Genomic DNA, 13,701 nt, shown 5'->3' with positions numbered 1-13,701 from the left:
TATTCGCTTAGTTTTTCTTAATCGTGCTGGCTTTGGTTTCATCGTACCACCAAGTGTCTGCACCTAAATCATACTTAGGAACCGTGTTTGGTCGAGAAAACTTATTCCAATATGCGACGCGGTATTTAGACAAATGCCATTGAGGGATAGAATAGTAATTCCACAATAAAATACGGTCAAACGCTCGAGCATATTGGGTTAATTGCACTTCATCTTGTTGTAGCTCAGCGATTTTATCAACTAGGTTATCTATCATAGGATCGTTTGCCCCAACCCAGTTATAAGTAGAATTTAAATAACTGGTATGCCACTGAATTTTAAGTGACTCTGTCGGATAGCCAGCAAATGCTCGGCTGATCATGTCAAAATCACGCTCGCGCACTCGATTAATGTACTGAGAAGAGTCAGATACCAGACGAATATTCATTTTTCCGCCAATTTTCTCAATATTTTGTTGAAATGGTACGGCCACCCTCTCAGTTGAAGCACGGAACAATAGCAATTCAAACTCAAACTGTTTACCATTTTTATCAACTAGTTTTTTGTCTTTAAGTTGATAGCCAGCTTGCTTAAACAGTCTAAGCGCACTACGAATTTGGTTACGAATATTACCTGAACCATCGGTTTTAGATAATTCAAAAGCTTGGCTAAATAACTCAGCAGGTAATTTATCTTTATACTGATTTAAAATATCCAGCTCCTGACCTTTAGGTAAACCAGATGAGGCATAATCCGTATTCATAAAATAGCTATAATTGCGCTGGTAATCACCATAGAAGAAATTTTTATTCGTCCATTCAAAATCAAACAAGTAACTTAGTGCCAATCTAACTCTTCGGTCTTGAAACTGAGGTTTTTGCACGTTAAACACAAAGGCGCTATTACCAGTTGGGACTTGATGTGAAATTTCTTCTTTTACAATATTGCCATTTTCAAAGTTGCCGCCCTTGTATTGGGTAACCCAATTTTTAGCCACATTTTCTTGTTTGAAGTCATATTCCCCTTTCTTAAAAGCTTCAAGCAAAACCGTTTCATCAAGGTAATAATCAATTTTTTCAAATTCAAAATTTAATCGACCTGCATTAGTTGGGTGCTTAACCGCCCAATAATTTGGATCTATCTGATAAGTAATTTGCTTGCCCATTTGGTAATCAAATACCTTGTATGGTCCGCTTCCTAGAGGTGGACTTTTAAAAGGTTCAGAAAAATCTTTATCTTGATAATAATGCTGAGGGAAAATTGTTGTATCCGCTAACGCAACCATTAACGCCTTGTCTTTTTTAGGCAAGGTGAACTTGACTCGGCTATCATCTAAAGCTTTTACCGTTACGCCTTCAAAATATTTTTTAAATTGAGGAACACCTTGGGTGTAAAAAAGATTAAAACTAAATTCAACATCGTGCGCAGTGATCGCTTTTCCGTCTTGAAATTTTGCCTTAGGGTTTATGTGAAAAATTGCCCAGCCATAGTCCGTTGGGTATTCAATATATTCAGCAATTAAGCCATATAAGACTTGGATTTCATCGTCATTCGATGTCATCAAGCTATCAAATAACCCGTCGATTCCTGAAGGAGAACTACCTCTTTGCGCGTACCGGTTAAAGTTATCAAAAGTACCTTGAGTTGCGGTTTTAATCGTTCCGCCTTTAGGTGCATTAGGATTAACATAATCCCAATGTTTAAAATCAGCTGGATACTTAGCTTCACCGCGCATAGCAATAGCATGTGATTTAATGATTTTAACTTGGTTTTGAGAAGAGTTTGTCGCTGAACTATGAAATGAAAAAAAAGTAGATAAGCTAATTAAGCAAGTAAAAAGCAAGTGTGTTCGCTTTGACATCATAAAAAACCCTAACGATGATTAATTTTTATTAGACCCCATTAATATCGACTTATGATTTCATTTGCAATCGAAAAGTTCAATAAATTCAATTTGAATGATTCTTTTTAAATATTTTTTTGAATGATAAAAACAACAAAGCTCAGCCTATTATGCTGAGCTTTAAAACATAAAGAATAACTTCAGTGACTCAAACTAACAGGGATCTGGCACAATTTCTGGGTTATTAGATACCTTTTTGCCTGCATCCGCAAAATCTGGTCGGACTTGATATACATAATTGACACCACTTGTGACAGTATCATCTATATATTTCACCGTATCTTTGTCGACAGTAACTAAATTGCCATAACTAGCTTCGCCAACGACTTTACGTCTTATGATGTAGGCAATTTCGCCTGATTTATCACTCCAGCTTAACTCTATGCTACACCCAAATTTTTTTGCAGTTAAATCTGTAATATTTTCTACTATGACAGGCTCTATTTCCCCTCCCGTATCACTATCTCCAGTGCCGACTGTATCAAACCCAGGGATCCCATCTTCCTTGGCATTAACCCAAGCCGCAAGTTCTGCCTTTAACTCTGCGGTTATCGTTTCGTAACCAAGTTTTCCGTATAAATTTGTCCATTCATTGGGATCGTTCACTATGTCATAAAGCTGACTTTGATTGCCGTTATCGACCAAACGCCATTGGTTGGTTTTAATGATTAATGTGCCGTTGTAACGAATCACAATAGGCTTAGTCCAATTGGGATCATTTGGCTCAGCGAGCAATGGCGATAAGCTATTACCATTCACATGTGCAGGTATAGCTAAATTAGCTGCGTCAGCCAGAGTTGGGTATAGATCTAACATGCTAACGACCTTGCGGCTAATTTCGCCATTACCTTTAGCATCAGGATCTTTCACTATCATAGTGGTTCGATTTGCTTGGTCGTGCAGTGCAAATTTCCCCCAATGTTCTTTTTCACCTAATGCCCAACCATGATCACCTGTAAATACAACAAGCGTATTATCAGCGTACGGACTGGCTTCTAACGCATCGAGTATTAGGCCAACGTTATAATCTGCATATGACATATTAGCTAAGTAAGCTCGGATCCCTTCTTTCCAAACATTTTGTTGCTTAATTTCAGCAAAAATATGCGAGCCGTTTTTATTCGGAATATCATCCAAATCATTCGCCAAGTAACCTTGTGGTAAAGGTAAATCGTCGGGGTTATACATATCAAAGAATTGTTTAGGCGCATTCCATGGTAAATGCGGTCTGAATAAACCAAGGGCAAAAAAGAAAGGCTTATCACTATGTTCTGAATTAGCATAGTTTTTGATTTTTTCTGCAAAATGCAAAGCGAGTTTAGTATCATTGGCATCTTCTACTGCTGCATCTGATCCACTCCATTTAACTAACCCGCGTGTATCTGCTTGAGATTGCCACAGATAATGAGATCCCCCTGGCGCCCCTGTGCCTTGTGTATACAAATCTGACCAATTGTTTGGGTCTGTATCATCTGCGCCCATTTTACCTGGATGATATAACTTACCGCCACCATATACATAATAACCATTATCTTTAAAAAATTGGTTCATAGTTACAACATTTTCATGACCTGGAATATCTCGAATAAAAGCATGGCTGTTGCCATCAAGATCTGTATTCGTTGGGCTTAACCCTGACCATAAAGCTTGCCTTGATGGTTCACATACAGGTGAAGCAGAAGAAGCATCAGCAAATAACACACCTTGGTTAGCTAATTTATTTATATTAGGCGTAATAGCTTGATCATAGTAACCAATAGCGGGTAGCCAGTGATTAAAATCATCCGCCATGATAAATAATACATTTTTAGGCTTGGTTGACGTTTCAGGCACAGGGGTTGAAGATTTTGGCTCTTCAGAAAAATCCAGTTTGCTGTCTGCACAAGCTTGTATCATCAACAAACTAACAGTCACTACACTTAGCGTTATTTTATTCATTATTTTGCCTAGCTCATTATTAAATTATCTAGGTAAAATAAACCGCCTTTATCCAAGAGCAAAGGTAATAACTAGAAACTTAACACTTTGTAACATCAAGCAATATTTATTTACCTAACTCAGTGTTTTTGTATCTAAATCGACTTCACTTAGCCAATTCTAAATCTTTATAAAATCATTCAGCTTTGAGTTTTCTCCCAACAAATTGATCATTTAATTTACTCAAAAGATCAACAGCCCCTAGTTCAGAAACAAAAAAACCAGCAAATATGCTGGTTTTTGGCTTTAGTTCGATGAACTTATTACAAGATATTATTCTTCCACTGGCGCAACTAACTCTTCAGTATCAGGCACAGCTTTAAGTAATAAGCGATCTCGAATGATAGATTCAATTTCATCTGCAATAGCTTGGTTTTCAGTTAAGAACTTCATAGAGTTCGCTTTACCTTGACCAATCTTATCACCATTGTAGCTATACCAAGCACCCGCTTTATCAACCAAGCCCTCTTTAACACCTAGGTCTAGTAACTCACCTTGCTTAGAAATCCCGTTACCATATAAAATTTGGAATTCCGCTTGTTTAAATGGCGGTGCAACTTTGTTTTTAACCACTTTAACTCGGGTTTCGTTACCAGTAACTTCATCACCATCTTTAACTGCACCTGTACGACGTATATCTAAACGAACAGAAGCATAGAATTTAAGTGCATTACCACCTGTTGTGGTTTCAGGGTTACCAAACATAACACCAATTTTCATACGAATTTGGTTAATGAAGATACACATGGTATTCGATTTTTTCAGATTTGCCGTTAGCTTACGTAATGCTTGTGACATTAAACGCGCTTGTAAACCAACGTGCGTATCACCCATTTCGCCTTCAATCTCGGCTTTAGGCGTTAATGCAGCAACAGAATCGACAACAATCAAATCAACTGCACCTGAACGAACTAACATGTCGCAAATTTCTAGTGCTTGCTCACCTGTATCAGGCTGAGAAACTAATAGCTCATCAATATTCACGCCAAGCTTCTCTGCATAAACAGGGTCTAGCGCATGCTCTGCATCGATGAAAGCACAGGTTTTACCCATTTTTTGTGCTTGTGCAACTGTCTCTAGAGTTAAGGTTGTTTTACCAGATGACTCAGGACCAAAAATTTCAATAACACGACCACAAGGTAAACCACCTATACCTAGTGCGATATCTAATGACAAAGAACCAGTAGAAATGCTTTCAATATCAAGCGCTCGGTTATCACCTAGCTTCATGATAGAACCTTTACCAAATTGACGTTCAATTTGACCTAATGCCGCACCTAAGGCTTTTTGCTTGTTATCGTTCATAGTTATTCCGTTCAAAGTCGTATTTGTTAAGTTGATTTAAAGTATACTGTTTACTCATACAGTATCAAGATTTTTTTAAATTATTTTTTGTTCAGAGTTATTTGCAATTTCAATCGCTTTTTCCAACGCATATGAGATGGCCTGATCTCTAACCTGCTTTCTATCACCAGAAAATACATGATGACTTGTTAGTACTTGGCTTTCTGAATTTGAAATTGAATTTACTGGATTAAATAAAAAACCAAAGTGAACTAAACCTACTGGTTTATCTGGGGTTGCACCGCCTGGTCCAGCGATACCACTCGTTACTATCGCTAAGTTAGCCCCACTATTTTTATATACTCCTTGTGCCATTTCAGCTACGGTTTGTGAACTAACTGCGCCAAATTGTTCTAGCGTACCTGCTGAGACCCCCAGTTGAGTTTGCTTTGCTTGATTACTGTATGTAACCCAGCTCTGATTAAAATATGCTGAGCTGCCAGCAATTTCAGTGATAGCATAAGCAATTCCGCCTCCGGTACAAGATTCTGCGGTTGCAATTGTTAGGTGGTTTCGCGTTAAAATAGCCCCTAACATTTTTGATTGATTTTCAATTTTTGACCAAAGCATATTTTCTTTTTTGAGTTTCCTAATTTATGACATCAGATATTTATTCAGAACAACAACGAAGTCAACACACACCTATGATGCAGCAATATCTGAGATTAAAGTCAGATTATAAAGATATTTTATTATTTTATCGCATGGGCGATTTTTATGAGTTGTTTTTTGATGACGCCAAAAAGGCATCTGAGTTAGTGGATATTTCCCTCACTCACAGAGGAAAAACCGCAGGCAAGCCAATCCCAATGGCTGGTGTACCATACCATGCAGTTGACACCTATTTAGCGAAATTAGTGCAGCTCGGCGAATCCGTTGCTATTTGTGAACAAATAGGCGATCCAGCAACCAGCAAAGGGCCAGTAGAAAGAAAAGTGGTTCGGGTTTTAACCCCAGCAACCATTACAGAAGAATCACTATTAGAAGAAAGGCGCGATAATATTTTAATGGCGGTTTGCCAAGCGTCTGCTAACAAGAGTTCTGGTAAACAAACGGCTCAATTTGGTGCTGCGACTTTAGACATAACATCAGGTCGATTTGAAGTCGTTGAACTAGCAAGCAGTGAAGCATTACAGGCGTTTTTGCAGCAAACCCAACCAGCAGAGCTTCTCTACCCTGAAAGTTTTGCCTCATATAACTTAATCAGTGACATCAAAGCAATTAAACACAGACCAGATTGGGACTTTGAACCCGACACAGCGCTACGCCAACTTTGTAAGCAATTTAATACCCAAGATTTAATGGGCTATGGCATAGCATCAAACAATATTGCCATTGCCGCTGCTGGGGCAATTTTACAATATGTCCAAGATACACAAAAAGCGGCTGTGCCACATTTACGTGGTTTAAAAACTATTCAATTGGAAGACAAATTATTTTTAGATGCGATTTCAATCCGAAATTTAGAATTGTGCCAAACTTTATCCGGAGTTAAAGGCCATTCACTATTGTCAGTTTTAGACAAAACGGCAACGCCTATGGCAAGCCGATTACTCCAGCGCTGGTTAGTTCAACCTACGTTAAATACCCAGGTACTAACCGCAAGGCAAGATATAGTCGAAAGTATTTTGAATACCGATTTACATACTGAGCTAAAAGCAGAACTCAAACAAATTGGCGACATAGAACGCATTATTTCACGTATTGCCATTCGCTCAGCGCGGCCTAGAGATTTTTCAAGGCTTAGAAATGCCCTATTTATTTTACCAAGCCTAAAACAATGTTTATTAAGTTCTAACGAACCTACGCTTGATTTAATGCAGCAGAAACTACATTTATTTTCAGATATAGCGCAGCACCTTGAAAAAGCCATTGTCGAGAACCCGCCAGTGATTGTCAGAGATGGTGGCGTATTGGCAGAAGGTTATAGCCCAGAATTAGATGAGCTGAGACGTTTAAGTAAAGGCGCAAGCGATATACTGGATCAAATAGAAGCTCGCGAAAAAGAACGAACCGGCATACCGACTCTGAAAGTAGGTTATAACAAGGTACATGGCTTTTTTATTGAAATAAGCCGAGCACAATCAGATAAAGCACCGGTTGAATATATTCGTCGTCAAACACTTAAAAATGCAGAACGATTCATTACGCCAGAATTAAAAGAATTAGAAGATAAAGTTCTGAGCGCACAAAGCAAAGCACTCGCTTTAGAAAAACAACTTTATGAAGCTTTATTTGATTTATTCGATCCGCAAATTGCAGAACTTCAATTACTAGCGGATGAAATATCTCAGCTAGACGTACTCAATAACTTTGCTGAACGTGCAGATACCCTAGGCTATAACAAGCCTGAGTTTAGCAATGAAATTGGTATTCATATTTCGGCAGGTCGTCATCCGGTTGTTGAAAATTTAACGGACGCTCCGTTTATTGCAAACCCAGTCGAGTTAAACCAGCAAAGAAAAATGCTGGTTATTACAGGGCCAAATATGGGTGGTAAATCCACCTATATGCGCCAAACCGCATTAATTACCATTATGGCTTATATTGGCTGCTATGTACCTGCTGACAGTGCCACACTTGGTCCTGTTGACCGTATATTTACTCGAATTGGCGCTTCTGATGACCTTGCCAGTGGACGCTCAACATTTATGGTTGAAATGACAGAAACGGCAAATATTTTAAATAACGCCACCGAAAAAAGCCTGGTTTTGATGGATGAAATAGGCCGCGGCACCAGCACTTATGATGGTTTATCTCTTGCTTGGGCTTGTGCTGAAAATCTAGCTTCCCAGCTAAAATCACAAACCTTATTTGCTACCCATTACTTTGAATTAACTAGCATGGCTGAGCAATTTAATAACGTGGCTAATGTGCATCTAGATGCGTTAGAGCATGGCGACAACATCACCTTTATGCATGCAGTACAAGAAGGCGCAGCAAATCGTTCTTTTGGTTTACAAGTTGCGTCTTTAGCAGGTGTACCTGTTTCTGTTATTCATAAAGCCAAACGTAAATTAGCCGAATTAGAAATGGGCTCTGTACCAGTTGGCTCAACAGAACATGCTGGAATAAATACAGAAAAAGCACAACCTCAAATTGATTGGCTAAGCGCAAACCACCCGCTAGTTGAAGAAATGCAAAGCTGCGATCCGGACAGTTTAACCCCAAGACAAGCGTTAGATTATTTATATCAATTAAAAAAATTAGCGACTGAGTGTCAATAACCTTAATTCGAGATAAATAAATTAAGCTATGTTTACAAGAAATTATCATAAGCTCACAAGTAAAGCTTGACCTGTGAGTAGCTACCAGCTTTATAGTGGTTTATAACAATATAAAGCTGGTACAAAGGGGCATGCATGACTGTTTCAGAATTAGCAAATTATTGGTTAATCAAGCCTGATACGATTAGATACTATGTCAAAATTGGTTTACTAAAACCAAGTAAAAATCCGCACAATGGCTATAAACTTTTTTCGGAACAAGAACAAAATAAATTAGGGTTTATTTTGCAAGCCAAATCGCTGGGCTTTACTTTATCCGATATTAAGCAGATTATAAATCAAGCAGACTCTGGGCTTTCTCCTTGCCCACAAGTTAAAGAAATTATGGCTAAGCGCTTATCCGAAACTGAAGCTAAGCTGAAAAAAATGCAAGCTGACTTTTTACATATGAAACAAGCCTTAGATAGTTGGCAAGAACAAGCAGATTGCCAACCAAGCGGTGAACAAATTTGTCATTTAATTCAAAACTCTTTCGTGGAGAAATAAAATGAATAAGTGCTGCGGAGACAATCAAACAAGCGAAACTGAATCAGTTTCTAACTGTACGAGTTCGGCCAAAAAGATAACATCGTGCTGCCATCCTACATTTGAGGTTAGCCAAGCTAGCCAAACATCTGCCGTAAAGGCCAAAACTTCATGCTGTGGTCAAGACGCTGAGGCGACAAATCAGAATAATGCTTCTTGTTGCCCGACAAACAATAAAAATAGAATTGATTGGCTGCTATGGGGTAGCGCCATATTTGTGAGTGTCACTTACCTTATATATTTAACCCAAGACATTAGTCCATTTACTCTACCCACTTGGCTCATAACAATGGCAGATACGTCTTTTGAAATGTTTAATGCTATGTGGTGGGGTGTCATTTTAGGGGTTGTGTTAGTTGGTTGGCTCAATCGAATTCCTCGCGAAATGATTATTTCCGTGCTGGGTAAAGGCCATACTAAAAAAGGTATTTTTAGGGCGACACTGGCCGGTGTGTTACTAGATTTGTGTAATCATGGCATTTTAATGGTGGCCATGAAATTATATGAGCGAGGAGCAAGCTTAGGCCAAGTAATGGCATTTTTGATTGCGAGTCCATGGAACTCTTTTACCCTAACTTTAATTTTAATCGGTCTAGTTGGGCTAAAATTAACCTTACTATTTATTGTTTTTTCTATGTTAATCGCATGGCTGTCTGGCTTTATTTTCGACTTGTTAGAGGCCAAAGGTAAATTGCCTTTAAACCCAAATATGCTAGATATAGCACAAGACTATCAACTCTCAACCGAATTTAAACAACTCACCCGCAATGCTGATTACTCCCTAAAATCCATTTATCATTTAATCTTAGATGGGTTATCTGGCGCCGTTATGGTTATCCGTTGGATTCTATTTGGTGTCGTCATGGTGTGTTTGATTCGCGCTTTCGTCCCTATGGATGTTTTTCAAACTTGGTTTGGTGCAAGTTCTGCTGGTTTATTACTTACCCTAGTGGCTGCAACCATAATCGAGGTTTGCTCTGAAGGCTCAACCCCAATTGCAGCGGATTTGGTCAATAGAGCTAATGCACCCGGTAATGCTTTTACTTTTTTAATGGCAGGCGCATCAACTGATTATACTGAAATAATGGCAATAAAAGACACAATGAAAAGCTGGAAAATAGCGCTATTCTTACCTTTGGTAACTGTGCCTCAAATATTATTGTTAGCTTGGTTATTAAACCAATATGCTTAGGCGTGTTTAGAGCTAAAGACAAGGGATTAGCTAACGTTTCATCCCGAGTTCGAGCTAAATATTTTCGTATCCACTTTAAGATTATAAAATTAGCACTTTATAATCTTAAATTTCATGCGACAATATAACTAATTTCGATGATTGCCCGTTTAGATTTAGAGAACCTTGCATGACAGCACAAATTATTGATGGCAAGCAAATTGCCTTAGAAATTAGACAAACCGTTAAATCAGCTGTAGCTGAACGAACTGCTTCAGGTAAAAAAGCACCTGGTTTAGCCGTTGTACTTGTTGGCGCCGATCCGGCTTCTCAAGTCTATGTTGGCAGCAAGCGAAAGGCCTGTGAAGAAGTTGGTTTTGTTTCCAAATCTTACGATTTACCTGCAGACACAGATCAACAAACGCTCATTGAATTAATCGATAAGCTAAATGCAGATAAAGAAATTGACGGCATTTTAGTGCAACTTCCTTTGCCTGAAGGCTTAGACAGCACGATTGTTATTGAGCGAATTGCACCAGAAAAAGATGTCGATGGCTTCCACCCATACAACATTGGCCGTTTAGCGCAAAGAATTCCAACCCTAAGACCTTGCACACCTAAAGGCATAGTCACTTTAATTGAAAGTACTGGGCAAAATTTACATGGCTTAGAAGCAGTTGTAGTTGGCGCATCAAACATAGTCGGTCGCCCTATGTCTTTAGAGCTACTACTAGCTGGATGTACAACAACAGTGACTCATAGATTTACCAAAGATTTAGAAAGCCATGTACGTAGAGCCGATTTGCTCGTCGTCGCAGTCGGTAAACCAGGCTTTATACCTGGGGACTGGATTAAACCAGGTGCAATCGTGATCGATGTGGGTATTAATAGATTAGACAATGGTAAATTAGTTGGTGATGTTGAATATGCTACAGCAGCTGAAAAAGCGTCATTTATTACGCCTGTTCCAGGTGGTGTTGGCCCTATGACAGTTGCAACATTAATCTCCAATACTTTACAAGCCTGTGAAGATATGGAAAAAGCCTAAAACGCTAATATATTCGCAGCTTTCATCGCACTGAAAGCTGCTAATTCACATATTAATTTGTTTTAAATCAAACTTTAAACTTTCAACTACCCAATCTATCAAACAAGGTCTACACTAATATTTACTCCTAAATACGGATGAGAGTAATCATGATTAAAAAGTTAGTAAAAACGGATTTTAGCCACCTATTTATAATTTACACAAGTATCCTCTTACTCTGCATTGTTGCGTTTTGCATTGGCATCAGCATGCTAGCGACAAGTGCAATTCAAAATAAAAAACAAGATTTTATTGAGTTCGCTAATGCTCAATATTTACATGCAGCCTCAACTATGAAGAAGCAGAATGCGATTTTAAATGGTTTAACAGCTTATCTTGATACTCAAGAGCAGCTTACGCTTGAAGAATTAAAAGTTTATTCAGATAAAATTTTAATAAGACACCCTGAAGTTTACCAAATCCAATTTGCTCACTTTTTTCCAAACAGTCTGTTAAATACGCAGGAAACCTTATACCAAGAACAAAATTCCAATTTTGAGGTGAAAATTTTCGATCCAACCCAAGGCTTAATCAAAGCACCAAAAGATATGCCTTGGTATGTACCTATTGTGTATGTTGCAGCCAGAGAAAAAATTCCAGTTGAGCAAACTGGATTAGATTTAAAAACCATCCCCTTTATATATGAGGCTATAGAGCAAGCAATAAAATTAGAGAACCGTTCAGCGCTCAGTATCCCATTTGAAAATTTTGAAGGCGATCAAGTGATTGTCATGATGCAACAATCAGAGGGCTTAACCCAAAGCGACGAAATATTTTTTGCATTTATCATTGTAGATACTCAAATACTACTCAACCAAACCCAGTACAAAAAATTTCCAACCAATGTAGCAATTTACTTAGGTGAAGAAATTACTGAGGACTCATTACTCTTAACCAAACAACAACCTAATAACGAGTCTAAGCATTTCTTATCATTCAACCTGCCAAGCTTTAACTACCATAGAGACTTTATCCTAGGTGATAAGCAAATAAATGTAGAATTTAGTTACCAGCTTGATCCAAGCATATTCGATTATCGCTTATTTGGTTTATTTATTGGCTTGTTTGTAATCTTAATGATTGCCTTTATCGGCATGTTTTTTAATAGACTCAAAGTGGAAAAATTAAAAGCGAGTCAATCTCAAGAGCTCTACCAATTAGCAAATTTTGACAATGTCACTCAACTTGCGAATCGAAATTATTTTTTTAATGCCTTTAGCCATGCGCTAAATATTGCCAGTCGTCATAAAGATCGAAAAGTATGGCTGTTATATCTAGATTTAGATGGCTTTAAAGCCATAAATGATAATATAGGTCACGATGCTGGTGACGAGATTTTAAAGCAAGTTTCAGCTGAGTTACTAAAGATAACCAGAAAAGGAGATACGGTTGCTAGGCTCGGCGGCGATGAATTTACAATCGTTCTTGAAAACAGGACTGATCAAGCAGAAATCACTCCGTTAATAGATAGAATTAGAGACTCGATTGGAGCTATCTCCCACTATAAAACGATTCAAATCGACTTAGGTGTCAGTATTGGCATTGCTGAATTTTCTAAGGATGGAAATACGATCACTCAATTAATGAATGTGGCCGATCAAAGAATGTACAGAGACAAAAGGCTAAGAAAATCATCAGCCAATAACGATGAGATACCGCACCCAAATCAGTTGAGTGCGGTTAAAAGTATCAGTTAAGCAAAGTAAGCTTCTAAATCGTCGCTACCACCTATGTGCTTGCCATCAATAAACACTTGAGGCACTGTCTCTCTACCGGTAACGGCTTTTAAGCTAGTTAAACCTATATCATCGTTGAACGAAATTTCCTCGTATTGATAACCTTTCTCTGTCAACAAAGCTTTGGCTTTAGCGCAGAAAGGACAACCTGGTTTAGTAAACAAAGAAACGGATTTAGGCGCACTCGCTTCTGGGTTTATGTAGTTAAGCATAGTGTCAGCGTCAGAAACCTCAAACGGGTCACCTTCTACTTCTGGCTCGATAAACATTTTATCAATGACACCATTTTTAACTAACATAGAATAACGCCAGCTTCGCTTACCAAATCCTAAATCTGATTTATCAACTAGCATGCCCATTTTTTCATTAAATTCGCCATTGCCGTCAGGTATTAAGGTTAGATTTTCGGCTTCTTGATCTTTCGCCCAAGCGTTCATAACAAAAGTATCATTAACTGACATACAAACAATTTCATCAACACCATTTTGTTTGAATACACCCGCTAACTGATTAAACCTAGGTAAGTGTGTTGATGAACAAGTTGGAGTAAAAGCACCTGGTAAAGAAAAAACAATAACAGTCTTATCTTTAAATATTTCGTCTGTCGTAATTTTCGAGAATCCTGCATCAGTTATTACAGGGAACTCAACATTTGGAACCGGCTGACCAGATTTATCTTGCAACATAAATAA

General features: G+C 38.2%; 10 protein-coding genes. 5 read left to right on the top strand and 5 right to left on the bottom strand.

What is annotated here, in order from left to right; genetic code table 11:
• Positions 1-7: 7 nt before the first annotated feature.
• From XM47_RS04760 to XM47_RS04745, 4 genes are all read right to left on the bottom strand, one after another.
• Entirely contained in the window at positions 8-1,843 is a 1,836-nt protein-coding gene (locus XM47_RS04760; RefSeq protein WP_077066476.1) for an extracellular solute-binding protein, read from the bottom strand.
• Positions 1,844-2,035: 192 nt separating this feature from the next.
• Positions 2,036-3,820 (bottom strand): sulfatase, encoded by a 1,785-nt coding sequence (locus XM47_RS04755; RefSeq protein WP_048690319.1) that lies wholly within the window; start codon positions 3,818-3,820, stop codon positions 2,036-2,038.
• Between the two features lie 312 nt (positions 3,821-4,132).
• Positions 4,133-5,164, bottom strand: coding sequence for a recombinase RecA (gene recA, locus XM47_RS04750; RefSeq protein WP_048690318.1), 1,032 nt, complete (start codon positions 5,162-5,164; stop codon positions 4,133-4,135).
• A gap of 75 nt (positions 5,165-5,239) precedes the next feature.
• Positions 5,240-5,773, bottom strand: a complete 534-nt coding sequence (locus tag XM47_RS04745; protein WP_048690316.1) for a CinA family protein — start codon at positions 5,771-5,773, stop codon at positions 5,240-5,242.
• A gap of 26 nt (positions 5,774-5,799) precedes the next feature.
• On the opposite strand from XM47_RS04745, the gene mutS reads away from it, so the two are divergent.
• From mutS to XM47_RS04720, 5 genes are all read left to right on the top strand, one after another.
• Complete coding sequence (mutS, locus tag XM47_RS04740) at positions 5,800-8,430, top strand: DNA mismatch repair protein MutS (RefSeq protein ID WP_048690314.1); 2,631 nt, start codon at positions 5,800-5,802, stop codon at positions 8,428-8,430.
• Positions 8,431-8,565: 135 nt separating this feature from the next.
• Complete coding sequence (locus XM47_RS04735) at positions 8,566-8,976, top strand: MerR family transcriptional regulator (RefSeq protein ID WP_048690312.1); 411 nt, start codon at positions 8,566-8,568, stop codon at positions 8,974-8,976.
• 1 nt (position 8,977) lies between these two features.
• Positions 8,978-10,207, top strand: coding sequence for a permease (locus XM47_RS04730; RefSeq protein WP_048690310.1), 1,230 nt, complete (start codon positions 8,978-8,980; stop codon positions 10,205-10,207).
• Positions 10,208-10,376: 169 nt separating this feature from the next.
• Positions 10,377-11,234, top strand: coding sequence for a bifunctional methylenetetrahydrofolate dehydrogenase/methenyltetrahydrofolate cyclohydrolase FolD (gene folD, locus XM47_RS04725; protein ID WP_048690308.1), 858 nt, complete (start codon positions 10,377-10,379; stop codon positions 11,232-11,234).
• A gap of 248 nt (positions 11,235-11,482) precedes the next feature.
• Positions 11,483-12,970: a sensor domain-containing diguanylate cyclase gene (locus XM47_RS04720; RefSeq protein WP_048690306.1), complete on the top strand. Its 1,488-nt coding sequence runs from the start codon at positions 11,483-11,485 to the stop codon at positions 12,968-12,970.
• On the opposite strand, the gene XM47_RS04715 is transcribed toward XM47_RS04720, so the two are convergent.
• On the bottom strand, positions 12,967-13,695 hold the full coding sequence (locus XM47_RS04715; protein ID WP_048690304.1) for a glutathione peroxidase: 729 nt from the start codon (positions 13,693-13,695) through the stop codon (positions 12,967-12,969). The two genes, XM47_RS04720 and XM47_RS04715, sit on opposite strands and share 4 nt — an antisense overlap.
• Positions 13,696-13,701 lie beyond the last annotated feature (6 nt).

Source organism: Catenovulum maritimum (assembly GCF_001050375.1).
Classification (GTDB): Bacteria; Pseudomonadota; Gammaproteobacteria; order Enterobacterales; family Alteromonadaceae; genus Catenovulum; species Catenovulum maritimum.
This window is presented reverse-complemented; position numbering and strand designations above follow the sequence as displayed.

What these genes read in the sequence shown, in the direction of transcription:
- XM47_RS04755 (WP_048690319.1), bottom strand. Translation starts at nt 3,820, where the DNA reads ATGAATAAAATAACGCTAAGTGTAGTGACTGTTAGTTTGTTGATGATA.
- mutS (WP_048690314.1), top strand. Translation starts at nt 5,800, where the DNA reads ATGACATCAGATATTTATTCAGAACAACAACGAAGTCAACACACACCT.
- XM47_RS04760 (WP_077066476.1), bottom strand. Translation starts at nt 1,843, where the DNA reads ATGATGTCAAAGCGAACACACTTGCTTTTTACTTGCTTAATTAGCTTA.
- XM47_RS04715 (WP_048690304.1), bottom strand. Translation starts at nt 13,695, where the DNA reads ATGTTGCAAGATAAATCTGGTCAGCCGGTTCCAAATGTTGAGTTCCCT.
- folD (WP_048690308.1), top strand. Translation starts at nt 10,377, where the DNA reads ATGACAGCACAAATTATTGATGGCAAGCAAATTGCCTTAGAAATTAGA.
- recA (WP_048690318.1), bottom strand. Translation starts at nt 5,164, where the DNA reads ATGAACGATAACAAGCAAAAAGCCTTAGGTGCGGCATTAGGTCAAATT.
- XM47_RS04720 (WP_048690306.1), top strand. Translation starts at nt 11,483, where the DNA reads ATGCTAGCGACAAGTGCAATTCAAAATAAAAAACAAGATTTTATTGAG.
- XM47_RS04735 (WP_048690312.1), top strand. Translation starts at nt 8,566, where the DNA reads ATGACTGTTTCAGAATTAGCAAATTATTGGTTAATCAAGCCTGATACG.
- XM47_RS04745 (WP_048690316.1), bottom strand. Translation starts at nt 5,773, where the DNA reads ATGCTTTGGTCAAAAATTGAAAATCAATCAAAAATGTTAGGGGCTATT.
- XM47_RS04730 (WP_048690310.1), top strand. Translation starts at nt 8,978, where the DNA reads ATGAATAAGTGCTGCGGAGACAATCAAACAAGCGAAACTGAATCAGTT.